Below are 20,561 nucleotides of genomic sequence, written 5' to 3'. Positions count from 1 at the left end.
TTATCCGATGTTCGACAGTTTCAGCAGGTGACGCAGGTCGTTGAGCAGGTCCTTGCCTTTGACGCTCGGGTCGTAGCGCAGCACGAGGTTGCCGTGGGGATCGATGATCCACAGCTGCGGTGTGGCCTTGTCGCCCGTGGCCTTGCTGAAGGTGGCTGCGTCCAGCGGGTAGCGTTGCAGCTGCGGGTATTCGCGGGTCAGCTTGGCTTCGTAGTCGGCAGCCAACGGTTGTGCAGCGGCCAGGGCGTGGCTGGCGCGCCCGGCTTCGCGGCCGAGGCCGATCTGGATCTGCCGCGCCAGGTACACCAGCTGCTGGCAGTCCACCGCGCAGTCCTTCGGTGCGGTGACCAGCATCTGCCAGCGCGTTTCGTCAGCCTGGATGCCGAGGTCGGCGCGGGTCTGGCCGTTGCCGATCAGTTCGCCGTGATAGCTGCGACCTTCCGGCACCCAGAACTGCAACTTGTACATGCCGGTGGCGAGGATCATCGGACCGACCACGCCGAGCACGATCAGCAGCAGCTGGATGCGTCCGCGACGGCGACTGGCCGGGCCTTTCGTTTCAGACATGCTGGGTGGATTCATGGCCGCTCCCATGGTGTTTCTCCTTTGCGTTGTGCCAGCCGAGATAGAGGTAGAGCCCGAGCAGGGCGGTGGCCATGGCGAACCACTGCACGGCGTAACCGAGGTGTTTTTCCGGGCCCATCGCGACTACCGGCCAGTCGGCCTGATAGCTGGCGGGGCCGGGTTCGGCGCGTAATTCGTAGGCGAAACCGTCGCGTTCGAGGGTTTTCCACAGCTTCGTGGGTTCGACGGCGGTGACGGTTTGCGGCCAGGTGCTGCTGACCGGATCGGCATGCAACTGGAAGGTGGCGCCGGGGGCGACATACACCCAGGCATCGACATCCACGGCGTCGACCGGTGTGTTGAACTGCGGGGCCGTGCGCCGGTCCGGCCATGGCAGCCAGCCGCGATTGACCAGCAGCCACTGGCCGCTGCGCTGATCCTGAAACGGTTGCAGCAATTCGACGCCGACCTTGCCGTTGCGCTGACGGTTGTCCAGCAACAGGCTGTGGGCGGCGTCAAACTGGCCGTGCAGATGCACCCGGCGAAAGGCCGGATCGGCGCTGTGCAGCAACTCGGTGCTGGCCATCGGTTCGGCGGCGCGGCGTTCGGCGTAGCTGGCGAGCAGGGCGGTTTTCTCCGCGCCCCGGCCCAGCTGCCAGAAGCCCAGCGAAATCAGCAACGGCAGCAGCAGGCCGACCACCAGGGTCGGCACCACGCCCGGCCGGAAGCGCTTCATGGTCGCGCCAGAAAATCAGTGAACGCGATCGCTATACTCAACTGCATTGCTTGTTCCCCCGGAGTTCTTCCCATGCTCAAAGCAGCCATCGTCCTGATGCTGATTGCCACGGTGGTCAGCCTGTTCAGCGGCCTGTTTTTCCTGGTCAAGGACGACAGCAGCTCGAATCGGCTGGTGATCGCCTTGAGTGTTCGGGTGGCATTGGCCGCCTGCACCGTCGGCTTGATCGCCTGGGGTTTCTACAGCGGCCAACTGGTGTCGCACGCGCCTTGGTAGCTCTGTTCCTCAGAGCACGTAAACGAAGATGAACAAGCCGATCCACACCACATCGACGAAGTGCCAATACCAGCTCGCCGCTTCAAAGCCGAACTGATGTTCGTTGTCGAAATGGCCCTTCATGATGCGCATCAGCATCACGAACAGAATGATCGTGCCGATGGTCACGTGGGCGCCGTGGAAACCGGTGAGCATGAAGAACGTCGCGCCGTAGATGCCCGAGCCGAGGGTCAGCCCCAGTTCGTGGTAGGCGTGGATGTATTCTTCGGCCTGGAAGCCGAGGAACGCGCAGCCCAGCAGCACGGTGATCGCCAGCCACAGTTTCAGCGCGCCGCGATGGCCTTTCTTCAGCGCGTGGTGGGCGATGGTGATGGTCACGCTGGAGCTCACCAGCAGGATGGTGTTGATCAGCGGCAGGCCCCAAGGGCTGATGACTTCCTTGGGCGGCGGGAACAGTTTCGGATCCGGCGTGTGCAGCAGCGGCCAGGTGAACTGGAAGTTCGGCCAGAGCATGTGGGCGATGCCTTTGGTGCCTTCGCCGCCCAGCGCCGGGCCAGAGATGTGTCGCACGTAGAACAGCGCACCGAAGAAGGCAATGAAGAACATCACCTCGGAGAAGATGAACCAGCTCATGCCCCAGCGGAACGAGCGGTCCAGTTGTGGGCTGTACAAGCCCGCGCGGCTTTCCTTGATCACCGTGCCGAACCAGCCGAACAGCATGTACGCCAGCAACAGGCCGCCGACGAAAAAGATCAGCGGGCCGTGGGATTCCGGACGCGCTGCCTTCAGATCGTTGAACCAGGTCGCCAGACCGTACACGGTGACGAACATCCCCACCGTGGCGACGATCGGCCACTTGCTCTGGGCCGGGACGTAATAGTGCTCATGAGTTGCCATTTATTGTTCTCCTTATCGGGCACGCTTAACCGCCAGTGTTTGCAGCCACCGGAGGATGTCGGGCGGTGATATCGAACAGCGTGTAGGACAGCGTCAGGTGCTTCACGTCCTTGGGCATGTCGCGGTCAACGATGAAACGCACCGGCATCTCGATCTGCTGACCGGGCTGCAGCACCTGCTGGGTAAAGCAAAAGCATTCGGTCTTGTGGAAATACGCCGCCGCATTGCTCGGTGCGATGCTTGGTACGGCTTGAGCGCTCATTGGTTTGTCGGTGGGGTTGCGCGCGATGAAGATCATCTCGTTCACCGCGCCGGGGTTGGCCGTCAGCTCGTCATGCTTGGGGTAGAAATCCCATGGCATGTCGGCGGTGTTGGTCGACAGAAACTGCACCCGCACCTGCCGCGAAGCATCGACGGTCTGCTCGCCCTCGTACTGTCCGGCGGTTTTGCCGTTGATGCCGAACGCCTTGCACATCACGTCGTAGATCGGCACCAGGGCAAAGCCGAAGACGAACATCGCCACCACCACGCCGAGCAGTCGGGTGACCAGCTTCTTCATCGAAATCGAGTCAGCCATGGTGGCGGCCCTCAACGGCTACAGGGTTCATTTCACTTCCGGCGGCGTGGTGAAGGTGTGATACGGCGCCGGTGACGGCACGCTCCATTCCAGACCTTCGGCACCATCCCACGGTTTGGCCGGAGCCGGTTCGCCGCCACGGATGGTCTTGATCACGATGAACAGGAAGAAGATCTGCGTGGCACCGAACATGAACGCGCCGATCGACGACACCATGTTGAAGTCGGCGAACTGCAGGTTGTAGTCCGGAATCCGCCGGGGCATGCCCGCCAGACCCACGAAGTGCATCGGGAAGAAGGTCAGGTTCATGCCGACGAAGGACAGCCAGAAGTGCAGCTTGCCCAGGGTTTCGTCGTACATGTGGCCGGTCCATTTCGGCAGCCAGTAATAGGCCGACGCGAAGATCCCGAAGATCGCCCCCGGCACCAGCACGTAGTGGAAGTGCGCGACCACGAAGTAGGTGTCCTGGTACTGGAAGTCCGCCGGCGCGATGGCCAGCATCAGCCCGGAGAAACCGCCGATCGAGAACAGGATCACAAACGCAACGGCAAACAGCATCGGCGTCTCGAAGGTCATCGAGCCTTGCCACATGGTGCTGGCCCAGTTGAACACCTTCACCCCGGTCGGCACCGCGATCAGCATCGTCGCGTACATGAAGAACAACTCGCCCACCAGCGGGATGCCCACCACGAACATGTGGTGCGCCCAGACGATGAACGACAGGAACGCGATGCTCGCCGTGGCGTAGACCATCGAGGTGTAGCCGAACAGCGGCTTGCGCGAGAAGGTCGGGATGATCTGGCTGACGGCACCGAAGGCCGGCAGGATCATGATGTACACCTCGGGGTGGCCGAAGAACCAGAACACATGCTGGAACAGCACCGGGTCACCGCCACCGGCGGCACTGAAGAAGCTGGTGCCGAAGTGGATGTCCATCAGCATCATCGTCACGCACCCGGCCAGCACCGGCATCACCGCGATCAGCAGGAACGCGGTGATCAGCCACGTCCAGACGAACAGCGGCATTTTCATCAGGGTCATGCCGGGGGCGCGCAGGTTGAGGATGGTGGCGATCACGTTGATCGCGCCCATGATCGAACTGATCCCCATCAGGTGGATGGCGAAGATGAAGAACGTCACGCTTTCCGGGGCATAGGTGGTGGACAGCGGCGCGTAGAACGTCCAGCCGAAGTTCGGCCCGCCACCGGGGGTGAACAGGGTCGAGACCAGCAGCAGGAACGCCGCCGGCAGCAGCCAGAAGCTGAAGTTGTTCATCCGCGGCAGGGCCATGTCCGGTGCGCCGACCATCAGCGGGATCATCCAGTTGGCGAGGCCGACGAACGCCGGCATCACCGCACCGAACACCATCACCAGACCATGCATGGTGGTCATCTGGTTGAAGAATGCCGGTTCGACGATCTGCAGGCCGGGCTGGAACAGCTCGGCGCGGATCACCATGGCGAACGAGCCGCCGAGCAGGAACATGCAGAATGCAAACCACAGGTACAGCGTGCCGATGTCCTTGTGGTTGGTAGTCAGCACCCAGCGCATCAGGCCTTTGGCGGGGCCGTGGGCGTGGTCGTGGTCGGCATGACCGTGGTCATCGATGACAGCGCTCATGGCCGGTCTCCTTCATGTGAGTGGACTGGGCAGGTCGGAGCGCAGGGCTCCGACCGGTTCACGAAGTACGCAATAGACCGGCTCATTTGCTTTCCGCCTGTTTCAGCTCCAGCACTTCTTTTGGCGTGACCATGTCGCCCTTGTTGTTGCCCCAGGCGTTACGTTCGTAGGTCACGACCGCTGCGATATCGACTTCCGACAGCTGCTTGCCGAACGCCGCCATGGCGGTGCCGGGCTTGCCGTGGAAGACAATGCTCAGGTGCGCCTCTTTCGGGCCGGTGGCGATTTTCGAGCCTTTGAGGGCCGGGAACATCGGCGGCAGGCCCTGGCCTTCAGCCTGGTGACAGGCGACGCAGGTGGTGTGGTAGATCTTGTCGCCACGTTCCTTGAGTTCGTCGAGGGTCCATTCCTTGCTGGTCAGCTCCTTGAGCTGCAACGCTTCGGCCTTGCGCTCGGCGAGCCATTTTTCGTAGTCGGCCTTCTCCTTGACGTCGACCACGATCGGCATGAAGCCGTGATCCTTGCCGCACAGTTCGGCGCACTGGCCACGGTAGAGGCCGGGCTTGTCGATGCGGGTCCAGGCTTCGTTGACGAACCCCGGAATCGCATCGCGCTTGACCGCGAAGGCCGGCACCCACCAGGAGTGGATCACGTCGGCGGAGGTCACGAGGAAGCGCACCTTGGCGCCGGTCGGCAGCACCAGCGGCTTGTCGACCTCGAGCAGGTAGTGCTCGCCCTTGGCTTCCTTGTTGTGGATCTGCTCGGCGGGCGTGGCCAGGTTGCTGAAGAACTCGACGTCCTGGCCCAGGTATTTGTAGTGCCACTTCCACTGATAACCGGTGATCTGGATATCGATATCCGGCTCACTGGTGTCGTACATCTTGATCAGGGTCGCGGTCGCCGGAACGGCCATCGCCACCAGAATCAGCAGCGGGACGACGGTCCAGAGAATTTCGACGGTGGTGCTTTCGTGGAATTTTGCGGCGACCTGCCCGGTAGAACGGCGGTGCACCATCATCGACCAGAACATGGCGCCGAAGACGATGATCCCGATCACCACACAGATCCAGAAAATGGTCATGTGCAGGTCGAATACTGCGTGACTGATTTCAGTCGCTCCAGGCGCCATATTCACAGTCCAGGCAGCTTGCACCGGGCTGAAAATCGACCACAACAGGAGGCCCATCCAGACGTGTGGATGTCGCATCATTGCGGGTTCCCCTTATCGTTCTTGTTATCCCGCCGGCTTTCGCCTGCGGCAAGGGATCGGCTGCATCAGACTACGAACTTGAATCGCCGGGCCTTGCTGCGGGTGCAGTCGGGCGTCATCAGCTAACTCCATTCACTGGCGAGTATAGACAGCGGCTGAAAAATGCAATGTGCGGACGTAAATCGAATGAAACAGCTGGCACTTGCGTTCCAGGGCACGAATGGAGAAGGATGCAGACGAGTGGTGGCAAACCGATATAACGCCGGTGCATCAAGGATGAAATAATTATGACAAATGCGTCTTAGCATTTTTCGTAAGCCAGCTAAGTTATGTCTTCCCTATTTCATTGCCTTGTTTCCTGGAGTTTTCATGAACACCGCCGCATTGCGCGAGCAAATACACATAGCCCGACAACACGAGATTGAAACCGGAAAGCTGACCCGTCAGCTCGAAGCTCAAATGCAACACCTGCACCCGGCGATCCAGTTGCCGGAAACCGACGCCAACGGTGTGCTGACGCGTTTTGTCGCCGCCTACATCGACGAAGTGCCAGACCTGCTGGATGCAGCCAATGAAGTCGCCAGGGAAGCGGGAATCGAATCGCAGATCAAACCGGTGCTGAAAATCGCCGAGCAGTACTTCCTCCAGCCACCCGTGGGCCTGGACAGTCTGCTGGACGAAGCCTATCTGGCGCACCGTTTTGTCGAAGAGGTCAACGACCTGTACATCAAGCATTTCGGCCAGCCACTGATCCCCTTGGACATGACGGTCGCCAATCTGATTGCTCACCAGTTGATCGGTGAGGAATTTGCCAACCAACTCGACGAAGTGGTGCATCACGCGGTGGACAGCATGCTCGACGATGACAGCTTTGCGCTGGAGTCGGTGGAAGCCTACCGCGAGAAACTCAGCAGCCCGGACACCGGTGCGGCGTGGAAACGCTGGCCGTGCATGAGCCGCCGTCTGGGCGTGGGCCTGGAGCTGGATCAGCCTGCTGCTTGATCTCTGCGCAAACGATTGGGGGAACAGATTGCTCTGTTCCCCCAGTGTTTTCAGCCCGCCGCACCGATCCCGGTTGTGGTGCGGATCCGCCCCTCGAGCCGTCGCTTCAAACCGCGAGACTCGATCAACAGTTTCGCCCCCTTGGCCGCATTCGCCCGGCCCCACTCTTCGAGCAGTTCCAGACACGAATGGTCGATGTAGCTCAGGTTGTTGAGCGGCACATGCACCGTCGTGCCCGGCGGAATGCTGCCCAGCACCTGAGTCAGTGCCGGCACTTTGAGGAAGGTCGCCGCGCCCACCAGACGCAACTCCATTTCCCCTTCCTGCGGCAGATCGATCAGGCTGATTTTCAGGCGCGAGGCCTTGAACGCCAGTTTCAACAAAGTCAGGCCGAAACCGATCAATACGCCCGTCAACAGGTCGGTGAAGATGATCGCCAGCGCCGTGGCGGCGTAGGTGAACATCGGCATCCGGCCATAACGGCCCAGACCACGGAACGCCTTGAGATCCACCAGTTTGAAACCGGTGTAGACCAGAACACCCGCCAGACTCGCCACCGGAATGCTCTGCAGCAGGCTCGACAGCAACAGCACGAACGCCAGCAGCCACAGGCCATGGAAAATCGTTGAGTAGCGTGTGGTGGCGCCGGCCTGGACGTTGGCCGAACTGCGCACGATGACTCCGGTCATCGGCAGCGCGCCGACCAGACCGCAGAGCATGTTGCCGACACCTTGCGCCGACAGCTCACGGTCGAAATCCGAACGTGGGCCGCTGTGCATGCGATCCACCGCCGCGGCGGACAGCAGGGTTTCGGCGCTGGCGATGAAGGCCACGGCGAACGCGGCGATCAGCAGCGTCGGGTCGGCCAGGCTGAGCAGATCCGCCGGTTTCAGCCAGTCGATGGCTTCCGCCAGATTCGCCGGCACTTCAACCCGCTTCACTTGCAGCGCCAGCAAAAGGCTGGCACCTGTCGCCAGACCGACACCGAGCAGCGCGCCCGGAATAAAGCGCAGCGAATGCGGGCGGAATTTCTCCCACAACCACATCACCGCGATGGTCGACAGCCCGAGCAAACCGGCCTGCCAGCCAAGGGACGGCAAGGCCTGCGCCACCGCGCCGGGGAATGCCGTCAGGTTGTCGAGACCTGAGGGTTTCGGTGACGCATCGAGCATCACATGCACCTGTGAGAGCACGATCAGCACGCCGATCCCCGCAAGCATGCCGTACACCACCGCTGGCGCCGTGACCCGGAACCAGCAACCGAGCTTCAGCCGTCCGGCCACCAGTTGCAGGAAGCCGGCGAGCAGCAGGATCGGCCCGAGCATTTCGATGCCGTGCTGGCGCACCAGCTCGAACACCAGCACCGCCAGACCCGCCGCCGGCCCGCTGACCTGTAACGGCGAGCCCGCCAGCCAGCCCACCACCAGACCGCCGATGATCCCGGTGATCAGGCCTTTGGCCGGCGGCAGCCCTGAAGCAATGGCAATGCCCATGCACAGCGGCAGAGCGACCAGAAACACAACCACTGAAGCGAGCAACTCCCGTGGCAACACAGCTTTCAATTGAGCCGCACGCATGGCGATTCTCCCGAAGTTTTCTTCAGGCGTGGCAAGGCCTGGCCGCTGAAACAGCGGCCGGCGTCAAACCACACGGATTTTTAGGAGGATTTAGAAGCGCGCTTTGGGCGTCGCCACCGGAATCGGATGGCTGCCGTCGAGCGGCAGGAAGCAACCCTGATCCGCGTCGTAAGCTTTGATTTCGCTGGTTTCGATGTTGTAGACCCAGCCATGGATGAACAAATGACCGTTCGCCATGCGCGAGGCTACCGAAGGATGGGTACGCAAGTGCTGCAGTTGGGCGATGACGTTCTCCTCGGTGAGGATCGGCATGCTTTCTTTTTCGTCGGTGCAGTTGCAGTTGTCATGCACCATGGTTTTCGCGACTTCGGCGTGGCGCAGCCAGGCTTTGACCGTCGGCATTTTTTCCAGGCTGTCCGGGTTGAGCACCGCCCGCATGGCGCCGCAGTCGGAGTGGCCGCAAATGATGATGTGCTGCACGCCGAGGGCCAGGACCGCGTATTCGATGGCGGTGGAAACGCCGCCGTTCATCTGGCCGTAGGGTGGCACGACGTTGCCGACGTTACGGGTCACGAACAGATCGCCGGGCGAACTCTGGGTGATCAGTTCGGGCACGATGCGCGAGTCGGCGCAGGTGATGAACATCGCCCGTGGCGACTGTGCCGTGGCGAGTTTCTTGAAGAGTTCTTCCTGCTGCGGAAAGACCTCATGATGAAAATGCAAAAAGCCGTCAACGATACGCTTCAACGCTGCATCGGCGGATTCCGCCACAGGGGCGGCTTGCGCCGACGCAGCCAACGGCTGTTTATCCTTGTCACTCATGATTCATCCTCATTGGCGGATTCGGGGAGTCGTTCCCGTGTATTCCGGTGTGAAGCCAGTGGCTGTTTAGAACATCCGGGTCATCCCGACCCGTCAGTCACTCGATGAACAAGGTAACCGCCGAAACTTAACTCAAACTGAATCAAGCGCTCTAGAACGTGTGTTCCAGGTCACAAAAAACGTGACCGGGGTAAACCGGTCAAGCGTTACTTCCTCTCAACCATAGGCCAATTGACCCTAAATCAGCGCCATCTGGCGACCCGGTGGACAGAAGGCCGTGCAATCGAGGTTGAAACCTTCGCGGTGATTGAGCCCCAGGCGCTTGATCGCTTTGGCGAAGCGCTGGGCGAGCAGATCGGCGAACGGACCCTCGCCGCGCATCCGGGCACCGAAACGGCTGTCGTACAGCTCGCCGCCACGGCTCTGGCGGATCAGGCTCAACACATGCGCCGCACGTTGCGGGTAGTGCGCCTCAAGCCATTCCTCGAACAGCGGCGCCACTTCCAGCGGCAGGCGCAGCATCATGTAGGCCGCGCTCTGGGCGCCGGCCGCGTGGGCCTCGGTCAGCAGGCTTTCGATTTCGCTGTCGTTGATCATCGGAATCATCGGCGAACACAGCACACCGACCGGAATCCCCGCCTCGCGCATGACCCGGATCGCCCGCAACCGGGCCTTGGGCGCTGCAGCGCGGGGTTCGAGAATGCGTTTGAGCTCGTCGTCCAGGGTGGTCAGGCTGATCATCACCGCCACCAGCCGTTGTTGCGCCAGTTCGGTGAGCAGGTCGAGGTCGCGCAGGATCAGCGAGCCCTTGGTGACGATGGTCACCGGGTGCCGGTAGCGCAGCAGCACTTCCAGGGTCTGGCGGGTGATTTTGTGTTCGCGTTCGATCGGCTGATAGGGATCGGTGTTGGAGCCGAGATTGATCGGCGCGCATTGATAGCCTTTTTTCCCCAGCTGTTCTTCCAGTAGCTGTGCCGCGTTGGTTTTGGCGATCAGTTTGGTTTCGAAATCCAGCCCCGGCGACATGTCCCAATAGGCGTGGCTGGGACGTGCGTAGCAATAAATGCAGCCATGCTCGCAGCCGCGATAGGGATTGATCGAGCGGTCGAAGGGCAGGTCCGGCGAGGTGTTGCGGGTGATGATGGTCTTTGCCGTCTCAAAGCTGACTTCGGTGCCTTGGGTCAAAGGCACTTCCTGAAACCAGCCGTCATCCTCGGCCACCGAGCGACTCGGCGCGAAGCGGTTGTGCGGGTTGGTGGCGGTGCCGCGACCGCGCGGAGGAAGAGGGGTGGACATGGCAGTGCCTCGATACTGTTTATATATACAGTATCGAGGCGCTGTCGATCTGACCAGTGCCGTTTGGCGAACAGTCAGTTGTGCTGTGTCACCTGGCCGAGGTCATCGTTCGAGGTTTGCTTCATATCGTCCTTGCGCAATTCGGCGACATCAGCGGCCTTGACGGGCGCGCCCTTGTTGCCCCAACTGCCACGGATGAAGCTCACGACATCCGCCACTTCCTGATCCGACAGGCGCCAGGCGAAACCGGGCATGGTGAAGGTGGACGGTGCCGCGTGCGTCGCCGGCAGCGTTCCACCCTTGAGCACGATGTGGATCAGCGAAGTCGGGTCGTCCGATTGCAGCACCGGATTGCCTGCCAGCGCCGGGAACACCCGGGTGTAGCCATGGCCGTCCGTGCGGTGGCACGCCGCACAGTTGTCGATGTAGACCGACGCACCGCGCTGACTGTCGTCACCGTTCCACAAGGCCTTGGCAGCTTTTTCGTCGTACTGGTGCGGCTGGTCGGCAGGGTCATTGGCCGGCAGCGATTTCAGGTAACGAGCAATCGCGGTCAGGTCGGCGTCGGTCATGTATTGCATGCTGTGGGTGACCACGTCGCTCATGCCACCGAACACCGCACTGCGGTCGCTGCGCCCGGTCTTGAGGAACTGCACCAGTTGTTCTTCGCTCCAGCTGCCGAGACCGTCCTTGTGGTCGCCGCGCAGGCTCTTGGCGATCCAGCCTTCCAGCGGCGCACTGCCTGACAGAAAACTGCTGCCTTCGGCTGCGCTCAGGGATTTTTCCTGCATGGTCAAGGCCCGTGGCGTATGGCAGGCGCCGCAATGTCCGAGGCCTTCCACCAGATATGCCCCACGGCTGACGACGGCATCGTCCGACGCGGGTTTGTAGTCCTCGACCTTTGGCGTGAACAGCCAGCGCCAGCCCATCAGCGGCCAGCGCATGCTCAATGGCCACGGGATGTCACTGGCCTTGTTCTCTTGCGCCACCGGTGCAACGCCATGCATGAAGTAGGCGTAGAGCGCCCGCATGTCGGTTTCGCTGACACGGGCGTAGGACGGGTACGGCATCGCCGGGTACAGGGTCGTGCCGTTTTTGGCCACGCCATGGCGCACGGCCTGGTCGAAGTCCTCGAAACTGTAGTCACCGACACCGGTTTTATCCGGGGTGATGTTGGTTGAGTAAATTGTGCCGATCGGGGTTTCCATCGGCAGGCCACCGGCGAACGGCTTGCCATCCTTGGCCGTGTGGCAGGCCACGCAGTCGCCGGCACGGGCGAGGTATTCGCCTTGTTTGATCAGGGATTGATCAATTTCGGCGCCGTGAGCGGCCGTGCTGCCGAGCAGCGCGAGGGTCGCGATAACGAGAGTCTTCATGGTCATCGCTCCTTAAGCCTGAACCAGCGGGCCGGGGTTTTTCAGGTACTGCTCGCGAATCGCTTTCGCCGACCAGTAGGTCAACGCGGCGACCAGCCCGGTCGGGTTGTAACCCAGCCCTTGCGGGAATGCCGAGGCACCCGGAACGAATACGTTGTGCACGTCCCAGCTCTGCAGGTAGCGGTTCAGCGCGCTGGTCTTCGGATCGGTGCCCATGATCGCGCCACCGTTGAGGTGGGTGGTCTGGTACGAGGCGCTGTTGAAGTGGTCGCCGACTTTCTTGCCGATCACGGCAATGGCTTTCGGGCCCATGGCTTCGGCGATCTTGCCCATTTTCTCGACCATGAAGCGGTTCATCTTGATGTCGTTTTCCTGCCAGTCGAACGTCATCCGCAGCAGCGGCATGCCGTAGGCATCGCGGTACACCGGGTCCAGATCGAGGTAGTTGCCACGGTAGGACTGATGCGCGCCGTGGGCGTCCATCGACACCTGGTGGGTGTAGTAATCGGCGGTCGCGCGTTTCCACGCACTGCCCCAGGCCGGAGTACCGGGCGGGTTGGAGGTGCCGGCGATCGGTCGGCTGCCGGCCTGGTTGACCCACATCGGCGAGCCACCGACGAAACCGTGAGGCCCGTGGTCGAAGTTGTCGGCGTTGAAGTCATCCACCGCCACACCGTTGCCGCCGGCGCCGATGAAGTTGTTGGTGTGGGTGTCCTTGTCGAAGAACGCCTTGATCGTGGCCATGTTCTGGTAGGCGAAGTTGCGCCCAACCACGCCTTCTCCGCTGACCGGGTCGTAGGGTTTGCCGATGCCGGAGAGCAGCATCAGACGCACGTTGTGCAACTGGAATGCGCCGAGGATCACCAGGTCCGCCGGTTGTTCGATCTCGCGGCCCTGGCCGTCGACGTAGGTGACGCCGGTGGCTTTGGTTTTCGTACTGTCGAGGTTGACCCGCAGCACGTGGGCGTTGGGCCGCAGTTCGAAATTCGGCAGCGGCTTCAGCGCCGGCAGAATGTTCACGTTCGGCGACGCCTTGGAATACATGTAGCAAACGTAACCGCTGCAGAAACCGCAGAAGTTGCATGGTCCCATCTGCGCGCCGTAGGGGTTGGTGTACGGCCCTGAAGTATTGGCGGAAGGCAGGTTGTAGGGTTTGTAACCGACTTCGGTAGCCGCTTTGCCGAACAGCTGTGCGGAAACCGTGTTCTTCTGCGCTTCCAGCGGGAACGGGTTCGAGCGATCCGGTGCGTACGGGTTGCCGCCCTTGCCCTGGCCGACCAATTGGCCTTTCACGGTCCAGGCCTGGCCGGAGGTGCCGAAGACTTTTTCGGCGAAATCGAAGAACGGTTCCAGCTCTTCATAGCTGACGCCGAAGTCCTGGATGGTCATGTCCTTGGGGATGAAGCTTTTGCCGTAGCGCTCTTCGTAGTGGCTGCGCATGCGCAACTCGATCGGGTCGACCCGAAAGTGCACGCCCGACCAGTGCAGCCCGGCGCCGCCCACGCCATTGCCGGGCAGGAACGCGCCCAACTGGCGATTCGGCAGGGCGATGTCGTTGATGCTGTGGCGGATGGTGACGGTTTCCTTGGAAACGTCCTGGAAGAGTTTTTTCCGCACGCTGTAGGTGAGTTCGTCGATCACCTGTGGATAGTTGCCGTCCGGGTAGGTGTCCTGCATCGGCCCGCGTTCCAGCGCCAGCACGTTGAGGCCTGCTTCGGTCAGCTCCTTGGCCATGATCGCGCCTGTCCAGCCGAAACCGACGATCACTGCGTCGACCTTCTTCATTACCGTTGCCATGCTCACGCCCTCTCGCCGCGAATCGAAACTGCCGGGAAGGGGTATTGCTCGTTGCGTTCCACCCAATCCATGAAATCGGCGCGGGCGCCGGGGAAGCCGATCATGGTCCAGCCGACCATGCCTTTATTGCCGCCGTGGATCGGGTCGCAGAAGAACCCTTCCTTGGTGTTCTGCAGCAGCAGACTGAAGAAAATCTTCGCCGGAACCGCGTCGAATTGCGGTTTTCCGGCTTCAAGCTGCTTGAGCAGATCGTCTCGGGTAGCGCTGTCTTGCTCGGCAAATGTTTTACCGTTGATGGATTTTGCCCACTGATCCGTGGCGGCAATGCCGAGGCGATAGATCTCTTTTGGCACCAGTTTGCTCTGCCAGCCCATCTCCGGCGCGGCGTCGGCGTTGAACGGGCCCTGCATGTACCAAAGGGCACCGGCGGCGTACGGCGTGTTCATCTGACGGTCGATGTATTCCGGCACGCCGGCCTCGAGTGCACCTGGACCCTGCGCATCGTTGGGGATCAATTGCGCGACGGCGGCATTGATGAACGCCCACTCTTCAGCGGTGAAGTAGCTCGGCTGATACGTGCTGGCTTCAACCGTGGCCGATTTTGCCTGGGATGTGGCAGGCGCGCTTTCGGGCGCGGCTTGCAGCACCGTGCTGCCGAGACCGCTGCCGGCCAGAGTCACGACCGGAATCAGGGTCAGGGATTTGCGCAAAAACTCACGCCGCGGGTTGTCTCGATCTTCATCAGACATGGGGGGTGCACCTCATCAGGCATTGATGGTTGTCAGCCGTTTCTGCGAACGGCTCAAGAATTTTCTGTTTGCGACGTGGCCGGAAGGCCGGGAACAACGAGGACGCGTCTGCAACATGATGTGACAAATGGTAGCAGGCTAAGCAACGAGATGAACCGATTCAGCCAAAAAAACAGCGTTTTTCGCCAAGTAAACCGGTGTCTTCACGATTCTTTTACAAGCGCCTCACGGGGATTTGACTGCATGGCTCGCAAGCTGAGGCCTTCAATGACAAAACCCACACGGTCGCCGCAAAGCATGTTCCTGACGCGTTTTTCCTCCGCATTCTGTTTGTCGCTGCTTGCCCTGTTCAGCTGTATTCCCGCCCAAGCGGCGGAGGCTCCGGCTGCTGCTCGTCCCACTGAGTGGGCGCAACCGGTCGAGGTGCAATACAACCTGTTCCAGATGTCGCCCACGCTTTACCGCAGTGCACTCCCCGATGACGGTGCAGTGCCGTTGTTGAACAACCTGAAAGTGGCGACGGTTATCAACTTCCTGCCGGAAGCGGATTCCAACTGGCTGAAAACCCCCGGAATCCATCAGGTGCAATTGCCCTATCGCACCAATCACGTGGACGACAGTGATGTGCTCAAGACCCTGCGTGCCATTCAGTCCGCCGAAGCCGAAGGCCCGGTGCTGATGCACTGCAAGCACGGCTCCGATCGCACCGGCCTGATGGCGGCGATGTACCGGATCGTCGTGCAGGGCTGGAGCAAGGAAGACGCCCTGAACGAAATGACCCAGGGCGGCTTTGGCGAGAGTGGGCACTTCCGGGACAGCGTGCGCTACGTGATGCAGGCCGATGTCGACAAGTTGCGCACCGCGCTGGCCAATGGCGATTGCAGCACCAGCGCGTTTGCCACGTGCTCGATGAAGAGCTGGTTTCAGACGGTCAATCTGAAGTAACTCGTCCGGCCTCTCCGTCAACGAGGCCGGCGACCGGCCGGCCGATGAACGCTTCCACCGCGTCCAGCAATGGACGCCCCGCACCCGGCGCAAAGAACGTTGCACGAAACTCACGGCCGGTTTGCGCGTTGAACACCCAGTCCCGGCTGAAGCGCTTGAACGCTTCCTGAGCCAGCACGCCCGACCAGACGTAGGCGTAAACCGAGGCGTCGTACTGGGTCACCATGTAATCGAATCCATTGGCGAAGCGATGATCGTCCGGCAGTTGCAGATGACCCAGGCTGCGCTGCACATCGGTGCAAGTCTCCTCGACCGAGCGCCCATCGCCGTGGGTCAGGTGCAGCTCGAAATCGATCATCGCCCCCATCAGCAAAAAGGCCTGTTGCCGGGCGGAATGGGCCTGACTGGCTGACAATGCCGCGTCGACCCTTGCTGCGCTCAATCGTTTGCCCGTCTGAAAATGAGCACCCAGCCACAGCAAAAACTCACGCGACAGACACCACTGCTCGAACAATTGCCCGGAAAACTCCGCCGCTTCATGGCCCAATTGAAGGATGCCGGACAGGCTGTGATGGGGCGAGCGCGTCAGCACGTGCTGGAGGCAATGGCCGAATTCATGAAACAGCACCCGCAGATCGTGGAGCTCGAGCCGGCACGGATGGGTATCGCTGGCCGGTGTGAAATTGCTGTAGAGCAGGGCAATCGGCAGCGCCGGGCGGCCTTCGGCATTGATCCGGCGGTTGCGCAGCGTGAAGGTGCCGGGGAAATCCGCAGCGCCATCGCGGTGAAACGGATCGAGGTAGATGTAGCCGATGACCTGCTCATCCTCGCTGATTTCCAGCAGGCGCACATCGTCGTGCAAGTGCCCACCGCCGGATTGCTCGACGATGCGGATCCCGAACATTCGCTCGCAAAACAGCAAGAGCCTGCGCAGGGTGCCCTCGAGCGGGAAGTAATCCCGCAGGTTTTCAAGCGCACCGGGAAACTGCTGCTGGCGCCATTGTTCGGCGAGGAAGTCTTCATCCCACGGCTGGACCCGGTCGATCCCGCGTTGCTGCGCGAAGTCTGTCAGTTGTTCTGCATCCTGCGCGAGGGTAGGTGCCAGTTGCGCCGCCTGACGCTGTAGAAAACCACTAACCCATGCCGTTGTCCCGGCGCTGTTTTTGGCAAGACTCAGTTGCGCGGCGTTTTCATGACCGAGCAAACGGGCTTTCTGCTGACGCAAGGCGAGCAGCTTCTTCAGTACCGGGGCGTTGTCGAAGCGGCCGGCCAGCGGCCCTCGATCGGAGGCACGGGTCATGTAGGCCACATAGCATTCCTCCCGCAAGGCGCGGTTCTCGGCGTATTTAAGGATGTGCTGGAAGGTGTTCTGGTCCAGGCGGATCAACCAGCCGTCATGGCCGGTCTGGCGTGCGGCGAGTGCCAGCCGATCCTTCATCGCCGGCGGCAGACCCGTAAGCAGTGCCACATCGTCAACACGTTTGCTCCACGCCTCGGCCCAGCGCTCGAGGTTGTCCAGAAATACGAATTCCAAGCCTCCGATCTCGCGGTTCAACCGCGCCAGCTCCTGCTGCTGTTCAGTGGGAAGCTCAATGCCCGACTGCTTGAATCGGCGCAGAATTCGCGACAGTGCGATGTTGCGCGCCTCATCGAAACTGCCGGCGATCGAGCTCTGCGCCAAACGCTGATAGGTCTCGTACAACCGGCGATTGTGGGCTTTTTCAGAGCGATACTGATTGATCGCCAGATGCGCCTTGGCGCTTTCCACGAGCCAGACCGGATCGTCGGATCTGACCATCGACAACGTTTCGAGAATCGAGCGGACTTCGCCGAGGCGCGCGTCGGCCTCGTCGATGCTCAGCACCAGATCATCCCAGCCGGGATGTTCGGTCTGACTGGCGATCACCTGGGCGATGATGCGTCGGTTATCGGCAATAATGCTGTTGACGGCCGGCAGTAAATGCTCGGCGTGAATCGCTGGCCACGGTGGCAGCGTCCAGTGTTGCAGGAGGGGATTGGTGTCGGGCATGGCAGCTTCCTTCGAGGCGTGGCGCAAAAGGCCAGCCTACGAAGCAAGTGCGGGGGACAGGTGGTAAGCCAATACCACCTTCCACCGACGAATCGTGGAAGGTGGTTCTGGATCAGTGCTGCTCGTCGGGCTTTTTCTTCAGCTTCGGATTCGGGAAGAACTGCACCGCCTGAACCGTTTTGTCCGGAGCCGGCTTGAGCGCGCTGGTATTGACCCGCGTGCCCAGTTCTTTCGGTACCGACAGCCCTTGGGCATTGAGCGTATCGCTGTAGCCGCACGCCACGCATTCGCGGTGCGGGACATCGTCCTCGCTCCACATCATCAGTTTGTCCGGCTCGCTGCACGCCGGGCAGACCGCCCCGGCGATAAAGCGTTTTTTGGTCTTCACGGGTGCCTCACTCATGCTGCCGCGTCCTCACTCAGGCCGCTGTGGCGCAAGAGTGCGTCAATCGATGGCTCACGGCCACGGAAGTCGACGAACAGCACCATCGGCTCCTGCGAGCCGCCGCGGGCGAGGATTGCTTCGCGGAAGGCGCGACCGGTGTCGGCATTCAGCACGCCGTCTTCTTCGAACTTGGAGAAGGCATCTGCCGACAGCACTTCCGCCCATTTGTAGCTGTAGTAACCCGCCGCGTAACCGCCGGCGAAGATGTGCGCGAAGCTGTTCGGGAAGCGGTTGTAGGCCGGAGGTCGCATTACCGAGACTTCGTTGCGTACGCCTTCCAGCACTTGCGCGACGCTGCGGCCGTCACCGTGGGTGGCGTGCAGTTCGAAGTCGAACAGCGAGAATTCCAGTTGGCGCACCATCATCAGGCCGGACTGGAAGTTCTTCGCCGCGAGCATTTTTTCCAGCAGATCCTGCGGCAGCGGCTCGCCGGTCTCGTAGTGGCCGGAAATCAGCGCCAGACCTTCCGGCTCCCAGCACCAGTTTTCCATGAACTGGCTCGGCAACTCGACGGCGTCCCACGCCACGCCGTTGATACCGGAAACGCCGGCATGCTCGACGCGGGTCAGCAGGTGATGCAGGCCGTGGCCGAATTCGTGGAACAGGGTGGTCACTTCATCGTGGGTCAGCAGCGCAGGTTTGCCGCTGTCGGCCGGGGTGAAGTTGCACACAAGGTTGGCCACCGGGCTTTGCAGCACGCCGTCGACGGTGCGGCGACGGTCGCGGGCGCCATCCATCCACGCACCGCCGCGCTTGTTGGCGCGGGCGTAGAGGTCGAAGAAGAAACGGCCGACGTGCTGACCGTTTTCCTTGATTTCGAACAGGCGCACGTCCGGGTGCCAGGTGTCGAAGCCTTTCAGTTCGGCGATTTCGATGCCGTACAGGCGCTGAACGATGGCGAACAGACCACCCAGCACTTTGTCGATCGGGAAGTAGGCGCGCAGGGTTTCCTGAGCGACGCTGTAACGCTGTTCACGGAGTTTTTCACCGTAGAAACCGCTGTCCCAGCTTTGCAGATCGGCGCAGCCCTGCTCGGCGGCGTAAGCCTTGAGCTGTTGCAGATCCTGGGCGGCGAACGGTTTGCTGCGCTTGGCCAGATCACGCAGGAAGCTCAGCACCTGATCGCTGGACTCGGCCATTTTGGTGGCCAAGCTCAGTTCGGAGAAGCTGGAAAAACCGAGCAGTTTTGCCAGTTCCTGACGCAGGTCGAGGATTTCGTCCATCACCGGGCCATTGTCGTTCTGGCCGGCGTTCGGGCCTTGATCCGACGCACGGGTGCAGTAGGCGGCGTAGACTTCTTCACGCAGCGCACGGTCCTGGGCGTAGGTCATCACCGCGTAGTAGCTCGGGAATTCCAGGGTGATCAGCCAGCCGTCGAGGCCCTTGGCCTGTGCCGCAGCAGCCATTTGCGCCTTGGCCGAATCGGTCAGGCCGGCGAGGGCGGCTTCATCGGTCAGGTGCTTGGTCCAGGCCTGAGTGGCGTCGAGCAACTGGTTGGAAAAGCGGCTGCCCAGCTCCGATAGCTTGCTCTGCACTTCGGCGTAGCGTTTCTGTTCGGCTTCCGGCAGGTCGATACCCGACAGGCGGAAATCGCGCAGGGCGTGTTCCAGAATGGTTTTTTGCGCCACGTCGAAACCGGCGGCTGCCGGGCTGTTGGCCAGGGCTTCATAGGCCTGGAACAGTTCGCGGTTCTGGCCCATTTCGGTGGAGTAGGCGCTCAATGCCGGCAGGCACGACTCGTAGGCTTCACGCAGTTCGGCGCTGTTGCACACGGCATTGAGGTGGCTGACCGGACTCCAGGCAGCGCCCAGGCGATCATTGAGTTCGTCCATCGCCAGCACCAGCCCGGCCCAGGTCGGGTTCTGGCCTTGGGTCTTGAGGATTTCGGCGATGGCGGCGCGGTTGTCGGCCAGGATGGTTTCGATGGCCGGCTGCACGTGTTCGGCACGGATCGCGGAGAACGGCGGCAGGTCGTAGGACTGCAGAAGAGGGTTGTTCACGCTCACGGTTGGCACCTTGGCTGGAAGAAACATGCGCCCATCTTAATTACAATCGACACCCACCGCAGCTATCGGCGACAGAGAGAGAACTAATCGTGTCCCTTCGCAAGTACCAGAATCACACCCCACGCTTGGGCCAAGGCGCTTTTGTCGACGGCTCGGCGGTGGTGATCGGCGACGTCGAAATCGGCGAAGATAGCTCCGTGTGGCCGCTGACCGTGATCCGTGGCGACATGCACCGCATCCGTATCGGCGCGCGCACCAGCGTGCAGGACGGCTGCGTGTTGCACATTACCCACGCCGGCCCGTTCAACCCGGACGGCTTCCCGCTCCTGATCGGCGATGACGTGACCATCGCCCACAAGGTCATGCTGCACGGCTGCACCGTCGGCAGCCGCGTGTTGATCGGCATGGGCAGCATCGTCATGGACGGCGCGGTGGTCGAGGACGACGTGATCATCGGCGCCGGCAGCCTGGTGCCACCGGGCAAGCATCTGGAAAGCGGCTTTCTGTACGTCGGCAGTCCGGTGAAACAGATCCGCCAGCTGACCGACAAGGAAAACGCCTTTTTCACCTACAGCGCGGCGAACTACGTGAAGCTCAAGGACCTGCATCTGGCTGAAGGCTACGACCAGCTCTGACT

General features: G+C 61.5%; 19 protein-coding genes. 4 read left to right on the top strand and 15 right to left on the bottom strand.

Annotated features, from left to right (window positions below; genetic code table 11):
* Together JKA62_RS23160 and JKA62_RS23155 are read right to left on the bottom strand one after the other, a co-directional pair.
* Positions 1–594, bottom strand: a complete 594-nt coding sequence (locus JKA62_RS23160) for a hypothetical protein (RefSeq protein WP_201819624.1) — start codon at positions 592–594, stop codon at positions 1–3.
* Complete coding sequence (locus JKA62_RS23155; RefSeq protein ID WP_011331796.1) at positions 560–1,300, bottom strand: SURF1 family protein; 741 nt, start codon at positions 1,298–1,300, stop codon at positions 560–562. Before JKA62_RS23155 ends, JKA62_RS23160 begins: the two co-directional genes overlap by 35 nt.
* 72 nt (positions 1,301–1,372) lie before the next feature.
* Between JKA62_RS23155 and JKA62_RS23150 the strand changes: the two genes are divergently transcribed.
* Positions 1,373–1,576, top strand: coding sequence for a twin transmembrane helix small protein (locus JKA62_RS23150; RefSeq protein WP_064379555.1), 204 nt, complete (start codon positions 1,373–1,375; stop codon positions 1,574–1,576).
* Between the two features lie 9 nt (positions 1,577–1,585).
* On the opposite strand, the gene JKA62_RS23145 is transcribed toward JKA62_RS23150, so the two are convergent.
* From JKA62_RS23145 to coxB, 4 genes are all read right to left on the bottom strand, one after another.
* Positions 1,586–2,473 carry a cytochrome c oxidase subunit 3 gene (locus JKA62_RS23145; RefSeq protein ID WP_011331798.1) on the bottom strand — a complete coding sequence of 296 codons (888 nt, stop codon included), beginning with the start codon at positions 2,471–2,473 and terminating at the stop codon, positions 1,586–1,588.
* A gap of 25 nt (positions 2,474–2,498) precedes the next feature.
* On the bottom strand, positions 2,499–3,050 hold the full coding sequence (locus tag JKA62_RS23140) for a cytochrome c oxidase assembly protein (RefSeq protein ID WP_011331799.1): 552 nt from the start codon (positions 3,048–3,050) through the stop codon (positions 2,499–2,501).
* Positions 3,051–3,077: 27 nt separating this feature from the next.
* Positions 3,078–4,670, bottom strand: coding sequence for a cytochrome c oxidase subunit I (gene ctaD / locus JKA62_RS23135; RefSeq protein WP_007953983.1), 1,593 nt, complete (start codon positions 4,668–4,670; stop codon positions 3,078–3,080).
* An 82-nt stretch (positions 4,671–4,752) separates the two neighbouring features.
* Entirely contained in the window at positions 4,753–5,880 is a 1,128-nt protein-coding gene (gene coxB, locus JKA62_RS23130; RefSeq protein ID WP_011331801.1) for a cytochrome c oxidase subunit II, read from the bottom strand.
* Between the two features lie 369 nt (positions 5,881–6,249).
* Between coxB and JKA62_RS23125 the strand changes: the two genes are divergently transcribed.
* Complete coding sequence (locus JKA62_RS23125) at positions 6,250–6,882, top strand: hypothetical protein (protein ID WP_039764833.1); 633 nt, start codon at positions 6,250–6,252, stop codon at positions 6,880–6,882.
* A gap of 50 nt (positions 6,883–6,932) precedes the next feature.
* Here the strand turns inward: JKA62_RS23125 and JKA62_RS23120 are convergent, their stop codons facing one another.
* The 6 genes from JKA62_RS23120 to JKA62_RS23095 all read right to left on the bottom strand — a co-directional run bounded on the left by JKA62_RS23120 (position 6,933) and on the right by JKA62_RS23095 (position 14,499).
* Positions 6,933–8,459 carry a SulP family inorganic anion transporter gene (locus tag JKA62_RS23120; protein ID WP_201819622.1) on the bottom strand — a complete coding sequence of 509 codons (1,527 nt, stop codon included), beginning with the start codon at positions 8,457–8,459 and terminating at the stop codon, positions 6,933–6,935.
* A gap of 90 nt (positions 8,460–8,549) precedes the next feature.
* The gene (locus JKA62_RS23115; protein ID WP_011331804.1) at positions 8,550–9,281 is read right to left on the bottom strand and encodes a carbonic anhydrase; all 732 of its coding nucleotides are present in this window, start codon (positions 9,279–9,281) and stop codon (positions 8,550–8,552) included.
* A gap of 237 nt (positions 9,282–9,518) precedes the next feature.
* Positions 9,519–10,577 carry a PA0069 family radical SAM protein gene (locus tag JKA62_RS23110; RefSeq protein WP_201819620.1) on the bottom strand — a complete coding sequence of 353 codons (1,059 nt, stop codon included), beginning with the start codon at positions 10,575–10,577 and terminating at the stop codon, positions 9,519–9,521.
* Positions 10,578–10,651: 74 nt separating this feature from the next.
* Positions 10,652–11,953, bottom strand: coding sequence for a c-type cytochrome (locus JKA62_RS23105; RefSeq protein WP_201819618.1), 1,302 nt, complete (start codon positions 11,951–11,953; stop codon positions 10,652–10,654).
* Positions 11,954–11,965: 12 nt separating this feature from the next.
* Complete coding sequence (locus tag JKA62_RS23100; protein ID WP_085613564.1) at positions 11,966–13,750, bottom strand: GMC family oxidoreductase; 1,785 nt, start codon at positions 13,748–13,750, stop codon at positions 11,966–11,968.
* A 2-nt stretch (positions 13,751–13,752) separates the two neighbouring features.
* Positions 13,753–14,499 carry a gluconate 2-dehydrogenase subunit 3 family protein gene (locus tag JKA62_RS23095; RefSeq protein WP_201819616.1) on the bottom strand — a complete coding sequence of 249 codons (747 nt, stop codon included), beginning with the start codon at positions 14,497–14,499 and terminating at the stop codon, positions 13,753–13,755.
* 297 nt (positions 14,500–14,796) lie between these two features.
* Here JKA62_RS23095 and JKA62_RS23090 point away from each other — a divergent pair, with 297 nt between their 5' ends.
* On the top strand, positions 14,797–15,444 hold the full coding sequence (locus JKA62_RS23090) for a phosphatase domain-containing protein (RefSeq protein ID WP_201819831.1): 648 nt from the start codon (positions 14,797–14,799) through the stop codon (positions 15,442–15,444).
* Here JKA62_RS23090 and JKA62_RS23085 read toward each other — a convergent pair.
* The 3 genes from JKA62_RS23085 to prlC form a co-directional block, all read right to left on the bottom strand.
* Complete coding sequence (locus JKA62_RS23085; protein ID WP_201819614.1) at positions 15,431–17,473, bottom strand: M3 family metallopeptidase; 2,043 nt, start codon at positions 17,471–17,473, stop codon at positions 15,431–15,433. The two genes, JKA62_RS23090 and JKA62_RS23085, sit on opposite strands and share 14 nt — an antisense overlap.
* A gap of 112 nt (positions 17,474–17,585) precedes the next feature.
* Positions 17,586–17,876 (bottom strand): YheV family putative zinc ribbon protein, encoded by a 291-nt coding sequence (locus JKA62_RS23080; RefSeq protein ID WP_007953955.1) that lies wholly within the window; start codon positions 17,874–17,876, stop codon positions 17,586–17,588.
* The gene (gene prlC / locus JKA62_RS23075; RefSeq protein ID WP_011331811.1) at positions 17,873–19,951 is read right to left on the bottom strand and encodes an oligopeptidase A; all 2,079 of its coding nucleotides are present in this window, start codon (positions 19,949–19,951) and stop codon (positions 17,873–17,875) included. Before prlC ends, JKA62_RS23080 begins: the two co-directional genes overlap by 4 nt.
* Positions 19,952–20,013: 62 nt before the next feature.
* Here prlC and JKA62_RS23070 point away from each other — a divergent pair, with 62 nt between their 5' ends.
* Positions 20,014–20,559: a gamma carbonic anhydrase family protein gene (locus tag JKA62_RS23070; RefSeq protein WP_011331812.1), complete on the top strand. Its 546-nt coding sequence runs from the start codon at positions 20,014–20,016 to the stop codon at positions 20,557–20,559.
* Positions 20,560–20,561: the final 2 nt, after the last annotated feature.

This window comes from Pseudomonas sp. B7 (genome assembly GCF_016735645.1).
Classification (GTDB): Bacteria; Pseudomonadota; Gammaproteobacteria; order Pseudomonadales; family Pseudomonadaceae; genus Aquipseudomonas; species Aquipseudomonas glycinae.
The sequence above is the reverse complement of the archived record's forward strand: the minus strand, read 5'-3'. Positions and strand labels throughout refer to the sequence as shown.